The organism is Streptomyces sp. NRRL S-646 (assembly GCF_000720765.1).
Taxonomy (GTDB): Bacteria; Actinomycetota; Actinomycetes; order Streptomycetales; family Streptomycetaceae; genus Streptomyces.
Map to the genome: position 1 here is coordinate 47,865 of NZ_JODC01000017.1, position 18,100 is coordinate 65,964.

General features: G+C 70.5%; 17 protein-coding genes and 1 pseudogene. 13 read left to right on the top strand and 5 right to left on the bottom strand.

The window, feature by feature from the left end; genetic code table 11:
* Positions 1-228 precede the first annotated feature (228 nt).
* Positions 229-888: a YceI family protein gene (locus tag IH68_RS0137890; RefSeq protein WP_030944801.1), complete on the bottom strand. Its 660-nt coding sequence runs from the start codon at positions 886-888 to the stop codon at positions 229-231.
* A gap of 220 nt (positions 889-1,108) precedes the next feature.
* Between IH68_RS0137890 and IH68_RS0137895 the strand changes: the two genes are divergently transcribed.
* From IH68_RS0137895 to IH68_RS0137915, 5 genes are all read left to right on the top strand, one after another.
* Positions 1,109-1,486 carry an LPXTG cell wall anchor domain-containing protein gene (locus IH68_RS0137895; RefSeq protein WP_030944804.1) on the top strand — a complete coding sequence of 126 codons (378 nt, stop codon included), beginning with the start codon at positions 1,109-1,111 and terminating at the stop codon, positions 1,484-1,486.
* Positions 1,483-2,097, top strand: a complete 615-nt coding sequence (locus IH68_RS0137900) for a class F sortase (protein ID WP_030944807.1) — start codon at positions 1,483-1,485, stop codon at positions 2,095-2,097. The genes IH68_RS0137895 and IH68_RS0137900 overlap by 4 nt, the downstream gene beginning before the upstream one ends.
* A 99-nt stretch (positions 2,098-2,196) precedes the next feature.
* Positions 2,197-2,688: an RNA polymerase sigma factor gene (locus IH68_RS0137905; protein WP_030944810.1), complete on the top strand. Its 492-nt coding sequence runs from the start codon at positions 2,197-2,199 to the stop codon at positions 2,686-2,688.
* Positions 2,672-3,109 carry a hypothetical protein gene (locus IH68_RS0137910; protein ID WP_030944811.1) on the top strand — a complete coding sequence of 146 codons (438 nt, stop codon included), beginning with the start codon at positions 2,672-2,674 and terminating at the stop codon, positions 3,107-3,109. The genes IH68_RS0137905 and IH68_RS0137910 overlap by 17 nt, the downstream gene beginning before the upstream one ends.
* A gap of 47 nt (positions 3,110-3,156) precedes the next feature.
* Positions 3,157-3,681 carry a hypothetical protein gene (locus tag IH68_RS0137915; protein WP_037885916.1) on the top strand — a complete coding sequence of 175 codons (525 nt, stop codon included), beginning with the start codon at positions 3,157-3,159 and terminating at the stop codon, positions 3,679-3,681.
* Here the strand turns inward: IH68_RS0137915 and IH68_RS0137920 are convergent.
* Positions 3,660-4,796 carry a serine hydrolase domain-containing protein gene (locus IH68_RS0137920; RefSeq protein WP_030944817.1) on the bottom strand — a complete coding sequence of 379 codons (1,137 nt, stop codon included), beginning with the start codon at positions 4,794-4,796 and terminating at the stop codon, positions 3,660-3,662. The genes IH68_RS0137915 and IH68_RS0137920 overlap by 22 nt on opposite strands.
* A 354-nt stretch (positions 4,797-5,150) precedes the next feature.
* On the opposite strand from IH68_RS0137920, the gene IH68_RS0137930 reads away from it, so the two are divergent.
* Positions 5,151-6,845, top strand: coding sequence for an RNA polymerase sigma factor (locus IH68_RS0137930; protein ID WP_030944823.1), 1,695 nt, complete (start codon positions 5,151-5,153; stop codon positions 6,843-6,845).
* Positions 6,846-6,849: 4 nt separating this feature from the next.
* Here the strand turns inward: IH68_RS0137930 and IH68_RS0137935 are convergent, their stop codons facing one another.
* Together IH68_RS0137935 and IH68_RS0137940 are read right to left on the bottom strand one after the other, a co-directional pair.
* Positions 6,850-7,536: a glycerophosphodiester phosphodiesterase gene (locus tag IH68_RS0137935; protein ID WP_030944828.1), complete on the bottom strand. Its 687-nt coding sequence runs from the start codon at positions 7,534-7,536 to the stop codon at positions 6,850-6,852.
* A gap of 34 nt (positions 7,537-7,570) precedes the next feature.
* Positions 7,571-8,727: pseudogene (locus IH68_RS0137940) on the bottom strand (adenosine deaminase); the annotation flags it as partial.
* A gap of 111 nt (positions 8,728-8,838) precedes the next feature.
* Here IH68_RS0137940 and IH68_RS0137945 point away from each other — a divergent pair.
* The gene (locus tag IH68_RS0137945) at positions 8,839-9,597 is read left to right on the top strand and encodes a DUF4190 domain-containing protein (protein WP_030944834.1); all 759 of its coding nucleotides are present in this window, start codon (positions 8,839-8,841) and stop codon (positions 9,595-9,597) included.
* A 431-nt stretch (positions 9,598-10,028) separates the two neighbouring features.
* Here IH68_RS0137945 and IH68_RS0137950 read toward each other — a convergent pair whose 3' ends face one another.
* Entirely contained in the window at positions 10,029-10,634 is a 606-nt protein-coding gene (locus IH68_RS0137950; RefSeq protein ID WP_051833944.1) for an NADAR family protein, read from the bottom strand.
* Between the two features lie 212 nt (positions 10,635-10,846).
* Between IH68_RS0137950 and IH68_RS0137955 the strand changes: the two genes are divergently transcribed.
* From IH68_RS0137955 to IH68_RS0137980, 6 genes are read left to right on the top strand one after another with little or no spacing between them, the layout of a single operon-like run.
* A complete protein-coding gene (locus IH68_RS0137955; protein WP_030944840.1) occupies positions 10,847-12,382 on the top strand; it encodes a gamma-aminobutyraldehyde dehydrogenase in 1,536 nt (511 codons plus the stop codon).
* A 51-nt stretch (positions 12,383-12,433) separates the two neighbouring features.
* Positions 12,434-13,681 (top strand): ABC transporter substrate-binding protein, encoded by a 1,248-nt coding sequence (locus IH68_RS0137960; RefSeq protein ID WP_030944841.1) that lies wholly within the window; start codon positions 12,434-12,436, stop codon positions 13,679-13,681.
* A 5-nt stretch (positions 13,682-13,686) separates the two neighbouring features.
* Complete coding sequence (locus tag IH68_RS0137965) at positions 13,687-14,841, top strand: ABC transporter ATP-binding protein (protein ID WP_234341739.1); 1,155 nt, start codon at positions 13,687-13,689, stop codon at positions 14,839-14,841.
* Positions 14,841-15,764 carry an ABC transporter permease gene (locus tag IH68_RS0137970; protein WP_030944843.1) on the top strand — a complete coding sequence of 308 codons (924 nt, stop codon included), beginning with the start codon at positions 14,841-14,843 and terminating at the stop codon, positions 15,762-15,764. The genes IH68_RS0137965 and IH68_RS0137970 overlap by 1 nt, the downstream gene beginning before the upstream one ends.
* Positions 15,765-16,565, top strand: coding sequence for an ABC transporter permease (locus IH68_RS0137975; RefSeq protein ID WP_030944844.1), 801 nt, complete (start codon positions 15,765-15,767; stop codon positions 16,563-16,565).
* Between the two features lie 38 nt (positions 16,566-16,603).
* Entirely contained in the window at positions 16,604-18,022 is a 1,419-nt protein-coding gene (locus IH68_RS0137980; RefSeq protein WP_030944847.1) for an NAD(P)/FAD-dependent oxidoreductase, read from the top strand.
* Positions 18,023-18,100: the final 78 nt, after the last annotated feature.

Here is an 18,100-nt window from a genome sequence, read left to right on the forward strand (position 1 = left end):
AGACTTCAGGCAACCGGCAAACTCATCGGCCCGACGCGCCGGCCTGCCGCCGGGCCGAGGGGGCAGGAGTCATGCCCTGTGGATCCCCGCCACCGCAGCACAGCGGACTCGACGAGCTTGAGCAATACCAGGGCCGGCAAAGGGCCGCCGGCCCTCTCCTTCCGGCGAAACATCCCCTGACCTGCGATGTACCAAAGTGTCAACTAGCTCTCTGAGGCCGTACCCCGGTCAGGCGGGCAGTGTCCGGATGGCGGCGATGTCGAACTGGAGGCGCACCTTCTCGCTCACCATGGCGCCGCCCTCCGCCAGCTTCTGGCTGTACGTCAGACCCCAGTCGGAACGGTTGATCGTGGTCGTGCCGTCGAAACCGACCCGCTCGTCCCCGAACGCGTCGACGACGTGCCCGATGTAGGTGAGCTCCAGGTCGACGGGGCGGGTGGTGTTCTTGATGGTGAGCTCGCCGGACATGCGGTAGACGTCGCTGCCCACCAGCTGCACCGTCGTACTGACGAAGCGCATACGCGGGTGGTTCGCCGCGTCCAGGAAGTCACGGCCGACCAGGTGCGCGTCGCGCTGTTCCACGCCGGTGTCGACGGACGCGGTGGACAGGACGATCTCGGCGCGGGAGCGAGAGGGATCACGGCCGTCGAAGTAGAGCCGGCTCTGGTACTCGGTGAACGCCCCGCGGACGGTCGTCACCAGGGCATGGCGGACGGAGAAACCGATGCGGCTGTGTGCCGGGTCGATCAGCCACTCTCCGGTCAGCGCCGCGAGAGCGGGGTCCTGACGGCTCGCTGTGGGGGCGAACGCCGGTGGTTCGAGGGGGCGTTGCGGGGCGGTGGGGGGAGCCGGGCGGCGCAGGGACGCAGCACGGGTGAACAGGTTCATGATTCACGTACCTACGTCATGACAGGAACGGCCGCAAGCCACCTTCAAGACCCGCGCACACGGTCGTCACCAATTCCCCGATCAATGGGCCGGATCCCGCCATCCCGCGCGACTTTGCCGGTTCTTTACAACCCGGCCCACCGCTGCCTCGTCTCTCCGCTCGATCAGTCACACAGCCCGCCCGTCGACCACAGGGCGGACCGACGAAGGAGAGCGATTCATGCGCCGAACCGGCCTCAGTGCCATGGCACTTGCGTGCACCGCCGTGCTGGCGGGCGCGCTGCCCGCGTTCGCCGACGGGGCGAAGGCGGCCCCCAGCCCCGTCCGCACCGCCACCCAGGCGCCCACCCCGGCCCCCAGCACCAGGCCCAGCGCCTCCACCGCCCCGAGCGCCGTGCCGAGCGCGGCTCCGACCCGGGCGCCGTCCCCGGGCCAGGTCTCCGTCGTGCCGAGCGGTGCGCCGAACACCGGTGCGGTGCCGCCCACTTCGGACTCCTCCAGCACGGGTGCGCTGGTCGGCGGGGGTGCCGCCGCGGCCGTCGTCCTCGGTGGCGGCGCCGTCTTCCTCGTACGCCGCCGGCAGGCGAACGGGGCGTGAGCCGGCTCTCCGGGCGTGCCCTCGCCGCCGCGGCGCTGGCCGCATTGCTCGTCGCCTGCGGCGGCCCCGGCGTCACGACCGGGAGCTCCGTAAGCACGCCGTCCGCCTCCGCACGGCCCCCGGCCAAGTCCGGCAAGCCGGTGTCCGCGGTGGGGCGATCGACCCCGGTCGAGCTCCGGATACCGGCCATCGGGGTCGACACGCCGGTGATGAAGCTGGGCCTGGCCGCGGACGGCAGCGTGCAGGTGCCGCCGATCGCGGCGCACGACCGGGCGGGCTGGTACGAGCACTCCCCGACACCGGGCCGGACCGGACCGTCGGTGATCCTCGGACATGTCACGGTCGGCGCATACGGGGACGGAGTCTTCCGGCGCCTGGGGGAGCTGCACCGGGGCGAGAAGATCGTGACGCGCCTGGAGAACGGCACGGCTGCGGTGTTCGCCGTGACCGACGTCCGCACGGTTTCCAAGGCCCACTTCCCGTCGGACGAGGTCTACGGGAACGTGAACCGGCCGGAGTTGCGGCTCATCACCTGCGGCGGCAAGCGGACCGGTGACGGCTACCTCGACAACGTGATCGTCTTCGCGGTGCTGAGCTCCGCAGGTCCCTGACCCGGCCACCCGGAATCCGGGCCGGCGGAACGTACGCCGTCGGCCCGGGCTCTTCCTCCACAAGCGCCCCTACGAGTGCCCCCACGACCCGGGAGAACGTTGAAACGGTCCCGTGAGAAGGCCGCGTCCGAGCTGTTCGCCGCCCTCTATCCGCGTCTCGCCGGCTGGTGCCGTCGGCTGGTCGACGACGACGAGACGGCCCACGAGATCGCCTCGGAGGCGTTCACCCGGCTCTGGGCCCGCTGGACGTCCGTCGCGGAGCCGCGCGGCTTCCTCTACGTCACCGCGGCCAACCTCGTCCGGGACCACTGGCGCAAGCTGGAGCGCGAACGCAGAGCCGTGCGCCGGGCGACCACGGAGGCCGCCGTGGCCCCTCATCCCGAACAGACGGACCCCTCGGTACGCCTGCTCGTGCAGTCCCTCCCGGAACGACTGCGCGTCCCGATCCTGCTGCACTACTACGCTGACATGCCGATCCGGGAGGTGTCCGTGCTGACCGGACGCAAGGAAGGAACCGTCAAGGCCGACCTCCACACGGCCCGCGAACTGCTCCGCGCCCAGCTGAGGAGAAGCCTTGATCACACACTCTGACGAGGGCCCGGACTTCGACCCCGACGACCCGCTCACCGTCCTCCTGCGACCCCCCGCCGAGTACCTCGGCGCGCCACCCGGCCGCTACGAGGAGATCCGCCGCGGCGCATCCCGCCGCCGTCTCCTGCGCGCTGCCGCCGGAGCGGCCCTGACCTGCGGTGTCGCCGCACTCGTAGTGCTGCCACTGCACCTGACCGCCTCCAACGGCCCGGCCTCCCCGGCGGTCCCCCTCGCCCCGCCGCCCGCGAGCAGCCCTTCGACGCTGCCGCCGTCGACGACGGCACCCGCCCCGGTCACTCCCGCTCCCAGCACCATCCCCAACCGCCCGTCGGCCCCCCGGACCGCCGAACCGTCGGCGAGCTCCGTGCCGACGGTCGCCCAGTCGGCCCGTATCGGAGGTGCCATCCCCTCCAGCAGGTGATCGACAGCAGTTTTGAACACGTTCAACAAGGGGCGTACGCTGCTGCCATGAGCGACAGAGCCGCCCTGCTGAAGGGCATCCGCGCCTGGCTGGCCTTCTTCGTCGTCTGCCTCGTGCTCAGCGGCGCCACGGCCTTCCCCCTGGTCCACGAACTGCGCTGGACCGAGGACCTGCTCAGGTCCCTGTCCGTGCCGGACCACGTCCCCGCCCTCATGGACTGGATCGAGCGCGTCCGGCGCGGACTCGACACCGCCGACGCCGACCACCCCTTCCTGCTCTACGGCACGGACTGGCTCGCCTTCGCCCACCTCGTCATCGCGGTCGCCTTCTACGGGCCCTACCGCGATCCCGTACGCAACATCTGGGTCGTCGAGTTCGCCATGATCGCCTGTGCCGGGATCATCCCGCTCGCCCTGATCTGCGGGCCGCTCCGGGGGATCCCCTTCTGGTGGTCGGTGATCGACATGTCGTTCGGGGTCTTCGGGGTGATCCCGCTGTACGTCGTACGGAAGAAGATCAAGCGGCTGGAGGGGTGGGGCCAGGGGGCGGGTCAGCGGTTGAAGGCGGGGTAGGCGAAACGCTCGGCGGTCGCCTGGCCGTCACCCTTGGCGTCGGTCGAGGTGACCGAGTAGACCAGGGTGCGGGACAGGTCGGGGGTGGCGGCGATCACCGTGGCGTAGCCGGGCCGCGAGCCGGTCTTGCCCCAGATCACCTTGCCGTTCAGCTCGAACCGCTCCAGCGCCGCCGCGTACCGTGCGCCGGGCACGTCGGGAAGCGTGAACATCTCCCTCAGCTGCGGCTCGGGCACGACCCGGCCGCGGAACAGCCCCACCAGCAGTCGCTGCAGGTCGGCGGTGGTGGAGATCAGGTCGCCTGCCGCCCGGCGGTCGGACATGTTCCAGTCGGTAACGTCCACCAGCCTGCCGTCGATCCAGTCGTATCCGCGGTTGTGCGGACCGTGGAGGCGGGGGTCGGCGCCCATGGGGAACGAGCTGTCCCGCATGCCGAGCGGCCGGAAGATCCGTACCTCGGCCTGGTGTGCGTACGAGTCGCCGGTCACCTTCTCGATCAGCATGCCGAGGACCGTGTAGTGGATGTTGTCGTAGTCCTGCCGTGTGCCGGGCGCGTACGCCGGGCCCTTGGCGACGGAGGCCGCCACGACCTGCCGCGGGGTCAGCGTCTCGAAACGGTGCGGATACCCGTCCTCGACCGTGTCCCCGAGGGACGCGCCCGACTGCAGACCGCTGGTGTAGTTCAGCAACTCCCGTACGGTGACGGGCTCGAACTCCTTGGTGAGCAGGCCGGGCAGATACTGCTGCACGGTGCCGTCCAGGTCGATACGGCCCTCGGCCGCCAGCTGCAGCACGACCGCCGCGGTGACCACCTTCGTCACCGAACCGGCCCGGAAGCGTCCGTTCTCCAGCGCCGGCGCCCCGGTCCGGACGTCCCGCACTCCGGCCGTCCCGTGCCACGTCCCGTTGCCGCCGACACGGATGGCTGCGGAAGTCGCGTCCGTGTCGGGGAGACCCGCGATGGCGGCACGCAGGGCGTCGGTGTCGGGGCCGGTGGCGGCGGGGGCGGACACTGCGGCGGTCGCGGCGAACGCGAACGCGGGCGCGGTCAGCGGACCGGCGGTCAGGGCGAGGACGAGGGAGGCGGCGAGGATCGTCGAGGTGCGGGCGCGCATGGGCTGCTCCTGAGGGCTCGGTGGCAGGGGGTCGTGGATCATCCTCGGGGCGCGGGAGGTGGTGCGGATCGTCGGTGGGGAGGGCATGGATCCCTGACCGGTCCCGGAGCAAGTCCCTTACGGTGTGCGGGCGTTGTGGGGGATCGCCCCTACGGGCACGGACCGTCACCGGCCGTCGGCCGCGGCTCGCCGAAAAAGTGTTATCCCGCCCGTCTCCACCACGTCTCCCCTCGCGTCCCCCATTCCCCTCACACCCGGGAGCCCCCACATGCCCCGCCCGCACCCGGCGCCCACCGTGATCCCCGACATAGCCACCACCCCCGGTTCGGCTGAGAAGGTGCGGTCGAACGGCATATGACCCGGGAGAGGACGCACGTGGACGAGAGGGCCGGGCATCAGTGGCGCTCCACCATCGCGGCAGCACAGGCCGGTGACCGGCAGGCGCTGGACGACCTCGTCGCGGGCTGGCTGCCGCTGGTCTACAACGTCGTCGGCCGTGCCCTCAACGGCCACGCCGACGTCGACGACGTCGTCCAGGAGACCATGCTGCGCGCCGTCGGCAACCTCGGCTCGCTCCGCGACCCGGACAGCTTCCGGTCCTGGCTGATGGCGATCGCCATGCGGCAGATACGGGACCGGGCGCGCCGGAAGTCCCCGCAGCAACTGGACGAGAGTGCCGCCCGGGAGGCCACCGACTTCGCCGAACTCACCGTGCTGCGGCTGCAGTTGGAGGGTCAGCGGCGCGAGGTCGCGGAGGCGGTGCGCTGGCTGGACGACGAGGACCGGCAGCTGCTGTCGCTGTGGTGGCTGGAGGTCGCGGGCGAGCTGACCCGGCGCGAACTGGCCGCCGCCGTCGGCATCAGCCGGCAGCACGCCGCCGTACGCGTCCAGCGGATGAAGGAGCGCCTGGAGACCTCGCGTGGGATCGTGCGCGCACTGGACGGGGCCTGCCCCGAACTGCGTGAAGTGACCGGCCGCTGGGACGGGCGCCCCGACTCGGTCTGGCGCAAGCGGCTGGCCCGGCACATCAGGGGCTGCGGCTACTGCGGTGACGCGCGCGAGTCGGTCGTACCGGCGGAAAGACTCCTGGTCGGCATCGCGCTGGTCCCGCTCCCAGTCGGCTTCACGCTCTCCCTGGCCCTCGGCGGCAAGACGGCCGCGGCCGCCACCTCCGTCGGCTGGTCCGCCAAGGTGCTCGGCGTCCTGACCAAGCCCGCCGTCGCCGTCACGGCGAGCGCGACCATCGTCGCGGGCGGCGCCTACGTCGTCACACAGACCCCGCCCAGCCCGCCGCCGCGCGCCTCCAGCACCCCCACGGCGTCGAGCACCCACCGCCCGCCGCCCCCGTCCGCCCCGCCCACACCCTCCCCGTCCCCCTCGGCGACGAAGAAGCAGCAGAAGCCGAAAAAGCAGAAGACCGAGCTCTACGGCAATGTCGTCGACGCCGTCGACAAGGCGCCCGCCCCGGACACCCGGCCCGCCGCCCTTCCGCACCGGCCCGCGTCCGGCATCACCAGCACCGGCGGCGCGCACGCCCAGCTGAACCACCGCGGCGACAACGTGACACTCACCGGCCAGGGCTATGTCCAGGTCCGCTGGCAGATCGCGCCGCAGTACCGGCCCGGCGGCCTGGTCCCGCCGAGCTGGACCGGCCTCAAGGGCAAGCTCTTCCACGTGGCCTCGGGCGGCGGCCGCCGCATGGACGACCGCGTCAGCAGCACCGACCCCACGGCCACCGGCATGGGCAGCAAGGCGACCGGCTTCGACGTCCTGCCGCCCGGCACCCAGCAGATGTGGCAGAACGAGTACTTCTACGTGGACGGCAGCGTCACCCTCACCGTGAACGAGAGCGGCGCCGACTACAACCTGTACGTCTCCCCGACCACCTGGGACGCGGCGGAGCAGGACATCACGACCGGCCCCGCCCAGGGCGTGACCCGCTACGGCCTGGTCCGCGACACCGGCAGGGACGACACCCCGGTCCCGCAGTACGTCACCCGCGCGACCCTGTCCGATCCGGCGACGGTGGCCCAGCGCTCACGGGTGTAGCCGGTCAGCCGCCGCCCCGGAGGGCGCAGAGGACGTCGACGCGGTTGGTCGTGATCGAGTCGACGCCGAGTCCGATGAGGCGGCGCATGGAACGCCGGGTGTCCGGGGTCCAGACGGACAACAGGTACCCGTCGTGGTGGACGCGGGCGGCCAGGTCGCGGTCCACCAGCGAGAAGCGGTAGTTGAGCCAGCGCGGCTTCACCGCCGCGAGCAGCGCGGGGCGCGGCGGCGCGAGGCTGGTGCAGGTCAGGGCGATCTCGGCGGACGTGTCGGCGGCGCGGACGGCGAGCATGGCGGTGGCGTCGGCGGTGTAGTAGACACGGTCGGCCGCCCCCGCCTCCCGTACCGTGTCCACGACGCGGCGCGCCGCCCGCACGTCCCGCATCCCCGGCAGGTCCAGCATCAGCCGGGTGCCGTCGGTGGCGGCCAGCGCCTGAGCGAGCGTCGGCACCCCGCCGTCCGTGAGACCGCGCACCTCGGCCGCGGACAGCGAGCGGATCGGCCGCTCGTGCTCCCACATCCGTTTCAGCGTCTCGTCGTGCAGCAGCACGGGGACGCCGTCCTTGGTGAGCCGTACGTCGATCTCGACCGCGTCCGCGCCCCGTCGGAGCGCGGAACGCAGCGAGTCGATCGTGTTCTCGCGGACGCGGTAGGGGTCGCCGCGATGGGCCACGGCGGTCACGTTCTGCATGGCCCCATTGTGAAGGGCGTCCTGCTGCGTGGCGTCAGGGGGCGAGCCACGCCGAGGTGTAGGAGTCGATCTCGTCCCGGATCCCGGCCTTGCCGGGCTCGTCGAGGAAGGAGGCGTCGACGGCGCTCTTGGCGAGCGCGGCGAGCCCCTGCGCGTCGAGGTTCAACAGGCGCGCGGCGACGGCGTACTCGTTGTTGAGATCGGTACCGAACATCGGCGGATCGTCGGAGTTGATCGTGACGACGATCCCGGCCTTCACGAACTCCCTGATCGGGTGCTCGTCGAGGCTGCGGACCGCGCGCGTGGCGATGTTGGAGGTCGGGCAGACCTCCAGCGGGATCCGGTGCTCGGCGAGGTGCGCAAGGAGCTTCGGGTCCTGGAAGGAGTGGGTGCCGTGGCCGATGCGCTCGGCCCGCAGATGGGTGAGCGCGTCCCACACCGTCTCCGGGCCGGTGGTCTCGCCCGCGTGCGGCACGGAGCGCAGCCCCGCCGCGATCGCCCGGTCGAAATACGGCTTGAACTGCGGCCGCGGCACCCCGATCTCGGGCCCGCCGAGCCCGAACGACACCAGCCCCTCGGGCCGCAGCCGGTCGTCGGTGGCGAGCCGCGTCGTCTCCTCGGCGGCCTCGAGACCTGCCTCGCCGGGGATGTCGAAGCACCAGCGCAGCACCGTCCCGAACTCGGCCTCGGCCGCCTTCCGCGCGTCCTCGATGGCGTCCATGAAGGCGCGCTCGTCGATGTTGCGGCGGGTCGAGGACCACGGGGTGACGGTCAGCTCGGCGTAGCGCACCTGCTGCCGGGCCAGATCCCGGGCCACCTCGTACGTCAGCAGCCGCACGTCCTCCGGGGTGCGGATGAGGTCCACGACGGACAGGTACACCTCGATGAAGTGGGCGAAGTCCGTGAAGGTGAAGTAGTCGACCAGGGCCTCGGGGTCGGTGGGCACCTTGGAGTCGGGGTGCCGGGCGGCGAGTTCCGCGACGATCCGGGGGGAGGCGGAGCCGACGTGGTGCACATGCAGTTCGGCCTTGGGCAGTCCGGCGATGAAGGTGTGCAGGTCGCGCGGCGCGGCGGCGAAAGCGCCCAGGTGCTGGGTCAAGGGTTCCTCCCCGGAACGGCGCCCCGGGGCGGCTGGGCCGGGCGGGACGCGGGTGATCGGCTGATCGGTGGGTCGGGATCATCGTAGGCCGGGGCCCGGGGCGGCGGTGCTGCCGGAGTGGGAACTGCTGACCGACCGGGCGGCGGGACAGCCGGGACAAGGCTTATACGATGGCGTGACGATCGACTGAGGGGGACGGGGACGTGGCGGACCAGACACAACCGCGCGGGGGCGCAGGAGAAGACCACGACCCGTGGGCACCGCCCGAGCGCAGGACCTCGCTGGAGAAGGGCGGGCAGCCGGCCGCGGCCGGGCAGCAGCCTCTCCCGCAGGACCAGCGGCCCGCGCCCCAGCAGCCTTCGGTGCAGCCGCCTCCGGTGCACGACCAGGCCACGGTGACATCCCTGCCGGGCGAGGGCTTCGCCCCGCCCGGATTCGGCGCCCCCGGCTACGCCCCGCCCGGCGCGCCCCCCGCCCCCGACGGCTGGTCCGAGTCCGCCGTACCGCCCCCGCCGACAGCGCCCACCGGCCCCGGCATCGGCCCGCACGGCCCGGCGGCACCGGGCGGATACGGCTACCCCGCCTACCCGCAGGGCTACGGCTGGCCCGGTATGCAGCCGTTCCCGCAGAACGGCATGGGCACCGCGGCGATGGTGCTGGGCATCCTGTCCTGCTGCATGTTCTGCATCTACGGCGTCGTCTCCGTCGTCCTCGGTGTCCTCGCGGTCGTCTTCGGTGTCAAGGGGAAGCAGCGGGCGGACCGCGGCGAGGCCAACAACCGCGGTCAGGCCCAGGCGGGCTTCATCACGGGCATCGTCGGGATCGTCCTCGGCATCGCCACGATCGTCGTGATGGTCATCGCGATCGTGGCCGCCGTGCACGACGAGAGGAACAGGGTGGACGACGGCCCCTCCTACGACTCCGCCCCCAGGGCGACGGCACCGCTGGTGGCCGGCGGCTGAGGCCGGCCACCCACCCCGGCTCGTCCCGCCTGCCTCGCCTGGTCGCCCATCTGCCTCGCCCGCGGCTTCGCCCGGCGGCTTCGCCCGGTCGTCCGGCCTGGCTCGTCTCGTCCGGTCGCCTGCCCGTCTCGTCCGGTCGCCCGGCCGCCTGTCTCGCCCCGCCGCCCGTCTCGTCCGGTCGTCCGGCCTGTCTTGCCCGGCCCGCCTGCCCGTCTCGTCCGGTCGCCCGGTCGTCCGGCCGCGCGTCTCGTCCCGCCGCCCGTCTCGTCCGGCCGCCTCGTCCGGTCGTCCGGCCTGTCTCGCCCGCCCGGGCCGCCCGCTCGCCTCGCCCGCTCGCCTCGCCCGCCCGCCTCGTCCGCCCGCCTCGTCCGCCCGCCTCGTCCGGTCGTCCGGCCCGCCTCACCCGCCCCGCGTCGCAGGGGCGGGCCCGCTCACTCCTCCCGCAACCGCTCCCGGGCCTCCATCAGCGCGAAGCCCAGCAGATTCGGCCCCCGCCAGCGCTCCGGATCGGCCGCGGCCTCGTCGTCCGACGCAAGGCCGATGCCCCACACCCGGTCCACGGGGCTCGCCTCGACCAGCACCCGATCCCCGGTGTTCACCAGGAACTCCCGCAGATCCCCGTGCGCGGCGAACTTGTGGACGCTGCCCTCGATCACGATCCCGAAGCGCTCGCGCTCCCATATCGCCTCGTCGAAGCCGCGCACGAGCCGTCCCGCCTTCTTGGCCTGGGACGGATGCGCCGCGGCCAGCACCCGCCGCTCCGCCTCCGCGTCGTCGAAAAGCCGCGCCTTGGCCGCCATCATCCAGTGCTCGGCGGTCGCGTAGGCCACCCCGTCCACCGTGAACGGCGACGGCCACCACTGGCTCAGACAGCTCGGACCCACCCGGCCGTCCGCCCGCGCCCGGTGACCCCAAAAGTGCAGGTACTTGACCCGGACTCCGGCGTTGACCGCCCTGACCAGAGCCTCCCGGGAGTCGATCCTCCCCGTGATCTCCTGCTCCGGCTGCTCCGTGAACTCCCCCGTGATCTTTTCCATGCATGCGAGTCTCGCAGCCACCACTGACACTCCGTCCCCCCTTTTCCGAGCTCACTCGACACCTGGTCGACAGATTCCGTCGCGTAACCGAAAGGCAACAACGGAATCCCTTGTAGGAGTGCCATAGCTCTGTCAGGATCGGCACTCAAATCGAGCTGGAGCTACGCCACCCGCCCCCCGGAGCCCGCGGGGCGACGGCGGAGGAGAGCGACATGCAGAACCCGGGCACCGCCACCCCGGAACGATTCCCCGCACAGGACCGCTTCGCGGACGGCGCGCAGTTCATCGCGGGCCGCCTGACGAACGGCACCTCCGGCCGTACGCACGCGGTCGTCGACCCGGCGACGGGCGAGGAGGTGTACATCTACGAACTGGCCGGCGCCGACGACGTCGACGCTGCCGTGGCCGCCGCACGCGAGGCCTTCCCCGGCTGGGCCGCCGCCACCCCCGGCGAGCGTTCCGACGCCCTGCACCGCTTCGCCGCCGTGCTCGCCGACCGAGCCGAGGACTTCGCCCGCGCGGAGAGCCTGCAGTGCGGCAAGCCGCTGAAGCTGACGCGCGAGTTCGACGTTCCCGGCACCATCGACAACACCGCCTTCTTCGCGGGCGCCGCCCGGCATCTGCAGGGGCAGTCGGCCGGTGAGTACTCCGGGGACCACACCTCGTACGTACGCCGTGAACCCATTGGTGTCGTCGGGTCGATCGCGCCCTGGAACTACCCCCTCCAGATGGCCGCCTGGAAGATCCTCCCGGCGATCGCCGCGGGCAACACGATCGTGCTGAAGCCCGCCGAACTGACCCCGCTCACCTCACTGCTGTTCGCGCAGGCCGCCACCGACGCCGGCATCCCGGACGGTGTCATCAACATCGTCACCGGTACCGGCAAGGAGGCGGGGGAGCGTCTGGTCGGCCATCCCGACGTGGGCATGACCTCCTTCACCGGCTCGACCGCCGTCGGCAAACGCGTGGCCGAGGTCGCCACCGCCACCGTCAAGCGCCTCCATCTGGAGCTCGGCGGCAAAGCCCCCTTTGTCGTCTTCGACGACGCGGACCTGGAGGCCGCCGTCAACGGCGCGGTCGCGGGCGCGCTCATCAACACCGGGCAGGACTGCACGGCCGCCACGCGCGCGTACGTGCAGCGCCCGCTCTACGAGGCGTTCGTCGAGAAGACCGCCGCCCTCATGGAGACGGTCAGGCTGGGCGACCCCTTCGCCGCCGGCACCGACCTCGGGCCGCTCATCTCGCACGTCCAGCGCGACCGCGTCGCCGGTTTCGTCGACCGCGCGCGCTCCTACGCGCGCGTGGTGACCGGCGGCGAGGTCCCGAAGGGGGAGCTCGAGAACGGCGCCTACTACCGGCCCACCCTCGTCGCGGACGCCGCCCAGGACAGCGAGATCGTCCAGTCGGAGATCTTCGGACCGGTTCTGGTGGTCCTGCCCTTCGACAGCGACGACGAGGGAATCGGGCTCGCCAACGACACCCCGTACGGCCTCGCCGCCTCCGCCTGGAGCCGCGACGTCTACCGGGCGAACCGCGCCACCCGCGAGATCAAGGCGGGCTGCGTGTGGATCAACGACCACATCCCGATCATCAGTGAGATGCCGCACGGCGGCTACAAGGCGTCCGGCTTCGGCAAGGACATGTCCGCGTACTCCTTCGAGGAGTACACGCAGATCAAGCACGTCATGTTCGACAACACGGCGGTGGCCAGGAAGGACTGGCACCGCACCGTCTTCGGGGACCGCTAGCCGAACCGGCCGCACGACCGGCGGCCACACTGCCGAAAGGGCACCACGCGCATGGAGCAGTACGAGCCCGACCGCCCGACGCCGGCCGTGGCGGCCGCGATGCGGCGCAGCCTGAGCAACGGCCGGGCGGCGATGACCCGGCGGTCCCTGTTGCGCGCCTCCGCGGGCGGCGCACTCACCGTCGGCGGCCTCGCGGCGCTGAGCGGCTGCGGGATCCCCGCCGCGGGCAAGACACAGGGCGGTGTGTCCGCCGACGACCACTCGGCCAAGGAGAAGGAGATCAACTTCTCCAACTGGACCGAGTACATGGACGTGGACGACAGCGGCAAGCACCACCCGACGCTGGACGCGTTCCGCAAGCGGACCGGCATCACGGTCAAGTACACCGAGGACATCAACGACAACGACGAGTTCTTCGGCAAGATCCAGCCGCAGCTTGCCGCGGGCCAGGACACCGGGCGCGACCTCGTCGTCCTCACCGACTGGCTGGCCGCCCGCATGATCCGCCTCGGCTACGTCCAGAAACTGGACCCGTCCAACCTGCCGCACGCCTTCGCCAACCTGTCGGACCAGTTCCGCAGCCCCGACTGGGACCCGGGGCGCGCCTACTCGTACCCCTGGCAGGGCATCTCGACCGTCATCGCCTACAACAAGAAGGCGCTCGACGGCGTCGAGGTGAAGTCGGTCTCCGACCTGCTCGACAACCCCAGGCTCAAGGGCCGCGTCGGCTTCCTGACCGAGATGCGCGACAGCATCGGCATGACGATGCTGGACATGGGCAAGGACCCGGCGAAGTTCACCGACGACGACTACGACGCGGTGATCGCCCGCCTCCAGAAGGCCGTCGACAAGGGCCAGATCCGCCGCTTCACGGGCAACGACTACACGTCCGACCTCACCAAGGGCGACTTCGCCGCGTGTGTCGCCTGGGGCGGCGACATCGTCCAGCTGCAGGCGGACAACCCGGACGTCGGCTACGTCATCCCCGACAGCGGCTACATGACGTCGACCGACAACATGCTGATCCCCAACAAGGCCCGCCACAAGACGAACGCCGAGCGGCTCATCGACTACTACTACGAGCCCGAGCCTGCCGCCGAACTCGCCGCGTACATCAACTACGTGAGCCCGGTCGCGGGCGTGGTGCCCTACCTTGCCAAGATCGACAAGTCGGCGGCGAGCAACCCGCTGATCGTCCCCGACAAGGCCATGCAGGCCAAGTCCCATGCCTTCCGCTCGCTGAGCTCGAAGGAAGAGACGGCCTACCAGCAGAAGTTCGCGAAGCTCACAGGGGCGTGACGAGGATGAACACCACAGACAACAGCGGCGATGTCCGCCTCTCCGGCATCAGCAAGACCTACGGCGCCTTCACCGCCGTACACCCGCTCGACCTGACCGTGCCGCAGGGCTCCTTCTTCGCCCTGCTCGGTGCCTCCGGCTGCGGCAAGACCACCACTCTGCGCATGATCGCCGGCCTGGAGGAGCCCACCAGCGGCACCGTCCACCTCGGCGAGCAGGAGGTGACCCATCTGCCGCCGTACAAGCGCCCGGTGAACACGGTCTTCCAGTCCTACGCCCTCTTCCCGCACCTCGACATCTTCGAGAACGTCGCCTTCGGTCTGCGCCGGCGCGGCATCAAGTCGGTGAAGAAGCAGGTCGAGGACATGCTGGAGCTGGTACAGCTCGGCGAGCAGGCACGGAAGAAGCCGCACCAGCTGTCGGGCGGCCAGCAGCAGCGTGTGGCCGTGGCCCGCGCGCTGATCAACACTCCCAAGGTGCTCCTCCTGGACGAGCCCCTCGGCGCCCTCGACCTCAAGCTGCGCCGCCAGATGCAGCTGGAGCTCAAGCGCATCCAGACCGAGGTCGGCATCACCTTCATCCACGTCACGCACGACCAGGAGGAGGCCATGACCATGGCCGACACGGTCGCCGTGATGAACGCGGGCCGCGTCGAACAACTCGGCTCGCCCGCCGACCTCTACGAGAACCCGAACACCACCTTCGTCGCCAACTTCCTCGGTACCTCCAACCTCATCGAGGCCGAGGTCGACACGAAGAACGGCGACGACATCGTCCTCAAGGCGGGCGGCGGCAAGCTGGTGCTGCCCGAGGCGCGGTGTTCCGCCCCGACGACGACCGGCGGCAAGGTCCTGGTCGGCGTCCGCCCCGAGAAGATCTCCCTCACCCATGCCGACGAGGCCGGTGAGATCGCCGAGGGCCGCAACCGCATCACCGGCAGGATCGCCGACTCCTCCTTCATCGGCGTCTCCACGCAGTACGTCATCGACAGCCCCGTCTGCCCCGAGTTCGAGGTCTACGCCCAGAACATCGACCGCGACGCCCGGCTGGTGCCCGGCGCCGAGGTCGTCCTGCACTGGAACCCGGCCCACACCTTCGGTCTCGACGCGGCCCAGGACATCGACGCCGGTGTCGCCGAGGTCGAGGAGGACGCCGCCTGATGGCCGCCGTCACCGAGGCGCCACCCCTGGCGCCCGCCCCCGAGACCAAGCCCCCGCGCAAGCGGGGCCGCCTGGTGCCGTACTGGCTGCTGCTCCCCGGCATCCTCTGGCTGATCGTCTTCTTCGCGCTGCCGATGATCTACCAGGCCTCCACGTCCGTGCAGACGGGCTCCCTGGAGGAGGGCTACAAGGTCACCTGGCACTTCGCCACCTACTGGGACGCGCTGTCCGAGTACTGGCCGCAGTTCCTGCGCTCGGTCGCGTACGCGGCCGCGGCCACGGTGCTGTGTCTGGTGCTGGGCTACCCGCTGGCGTATCTGATCGCCTTCCGCGCGGGCCGCTGGCGGAACCTGATCATGATCCTGGTGATCGCACCCTTCTTCACCAGCTTCCTGATCCGCACCCTCGCCTGGAAGACGATCCTCGCGGACAGCGGCCCGGTGGTGAGCACTCTCCACACGCTGCACGTCCTGGACGTCACCAACTGGCTCGGCTGGACCTCCGGCGACCGCGTCCTGGCCACACCACTCGCCGTGGTCTGCGGACTGACGTACAACTTCCTGCCGTTCATGATCCTGCCGCTCTACACCTCGCTGGAGCGCATCGACGGGCGTCTCCACGAGGCGGCCGGCGACCTGTATGCCAAGCCCTGGACCACCTTCCGCAAGGTCACCTTCCCGCTGTCGATGCCCGGAGTGGTCTCCGGCACGCTGCTGACCTTCATCCCGGCGGCCGGCGACTACGTCAACGCCGAACTCCTCGGCTCGACCGACACCCGCATGATCGGAAACGTCATCCAGACCCAGTTCCTCAGGATTCTGGACTATCCCACGGCGGCGGCCCTCTCCTTCATCCTCATGGCCGCGATTCTCCTCATGGTCACCATCTACATCCGCAAGTCCGGGACGGAGGATCTGGTTTAAATGTCCGTCCTCAACTGGCTCAAGCGCCATCTCGTCGTCATTGCCGGACTGCTGACACTCGGATATCTCCTTCTTCCGAACGTCGTCGTCACGGTGTTCTCCTTCAACAAACCGAAGGGGCGCTTCAACTACCAGTGGCAGCAGTTCTCCACGGACGCATGGAAGGATCCGTGCGGCGTCGCCGACATGTGCGGATCGCTGTCGATCAGCCTCCAGATCGCCTTCTGGGCGACGATCGGCGCCACCGTTCTCGGCACGATGATCGCCTTCGCACTGGTGCGCTACCGGTTCCGTGCGCGGGGCACCGTCAACTCGCTGATCTTCCTGCCGATGGCGATGCCCGAGGTCGTCATGGCGGCCTCGCTGCTCACCCTGTTCCTCAACCTGGGTGCAAAGCTGGGCTTCTGGACGATCCTCATCGCCCACATCATGTTCTGCCTCAGCTTCGTCGTCGTCGCCGTCAAGGCGCGCGTCATGTCCATGGACCCGCGCCTGGAGCAGGCCGCACAGGACCTCTACGCCGGCCCTGCACAGACCTTCCTGCGCGTCACGCTGCCCATCGCGGCGCCCGGAATCGCCGCCGGTGCGCTGCTGTCCTTCGCGCTCTCCTTCGACGATTTCATCATCACCAATTTCAACGCGGGCTCGACCGTCACGTTCCCCATGTTCGTCTGGGGCTCGGCGCAGCGCGGAACGCCCGTTCAGATCAATGTCATCGGTACGACGATGTTCCTCGTCGCCGTATTGTTGGTCCTTTCTTCGATGCTCATCGGAAATCGCCGCAACAGGCAAAAGGCGTAACCGATCATCCCGTAGAACCCTTGTAGGGAGTTGAAATCATGGCCCCGAGCGCCATGAACCGTTGGACAAAATCACTCTCCGACGCGCAGCCGGTCCCGTACTGGCTGGAAGACCCCGGCAAACCCCACCCCGAGCCCGCGCTCACCGGCGCCGAGACCTGCGATCTGCTGGTCGTCGGCGGCGGCTACAGCGGACTGTGGACCGCGCTCATCGCCAAGGAGCGCGACCCCGCACGGGATGTCGTTCTGCTGGAAGGCCGCGAGGCGGGCTGGGCCGCCTCGGGCCGCAACGGCGGCTTCTGCGCCGCCTCCCTCACCCACGGCCTGCCCAACGGCCTGACCCGCTGGCCCGACGAGATCCACAAGCTCCAGGAGTTGGGCGCCCGCAACCTGGACGAGATCGAGAAGGCGGTCGCCCGGCACTCCCTCGACTGCGACTTCGAGCGCACCGGCGAGATCGACGTCGCGACCGAGACGTACCAGGCGTGGGAACTGCGCGACTGGTACCAGGAGATGGAGCGCGAGGGCCTCGCCGAGGGCGTCGAGTTCCTGGACGCGGAAGCGGTACGGGAACAAGTCGACTCACCGACATTCCAGGCCGGCCTCTGGGACCGCCGCGGCGTCGCCATGCTCAACCCGGCGAAGCTCGCCTGGGGCCTCAAGCGTGCCTGCCTCGCCCTGGGCGTCCGCATCTACGAGCACACCCCCGCCCTCACCCTGAAGCCGTACGGCGCCGGCATGGCCGTACGCACCCCCTACGGATCGGTCCGCGCCCGCAAGGTCGCGCTCGGCACCAACATCTTCCCGAACCTGATCAAGCGCGTACGGGCCTACACCGTCCCGGTCTACGACTACGCGCTGATGACCGAGCCGCTCAGCGAGGAGCAGCTGAAGTCGATCGGCTGGAAGAACCGCCAGGGCCTCGGGGACAGCGCCAACCAGTTCCACTACTTCCGGCTGTCCGCCGACAACCGCATCCTGTGGGGCGGATACGACGCGATCCACCACTACGGCGGCCGGGTGCGCCGCGAGTACGACGACCGTCCGGAGACGTACGCCAAGCTCGCCGGCCACTTCTTCAGCTGCTTCCCGCAGCTGGAGGGCGTCCGCTTCACGCATGCGTGGGGCGGGGCGATCGACACCTGCTCGCGCTTCTCGGCGTTCTTCGGCACCGCGCACCACGGCAACGTGGCCTACGCGGCGGGCTACACGGGCCTCGGCGTGGGCGCCACCCGCTTCGGCGCCGAGGTGATGCTCGACCTGCTGGCGGGGGAGACCACGGAGCGGACGTCGCTGGAGATGGTCCGCAAGAAGCCGCTGCCGTTCCCGCCCGAGCCCTTCGCCTGGACGGGCATCGCGCTCACCAAGTGGTCGCTGGCCCGCGCGGACGCGCATGGCGGCCGCCGCAACCTCTGGCTGCGCACGATGGACCGAATGGGCCTCGGCTTCGACAGCTGAGAGGCGCCCCGATCCGCGGCGATTGTGATCCAGATCACTCCAAAGGGTCGGGAAAACCCGCGTAATGCCCGCCAGGAG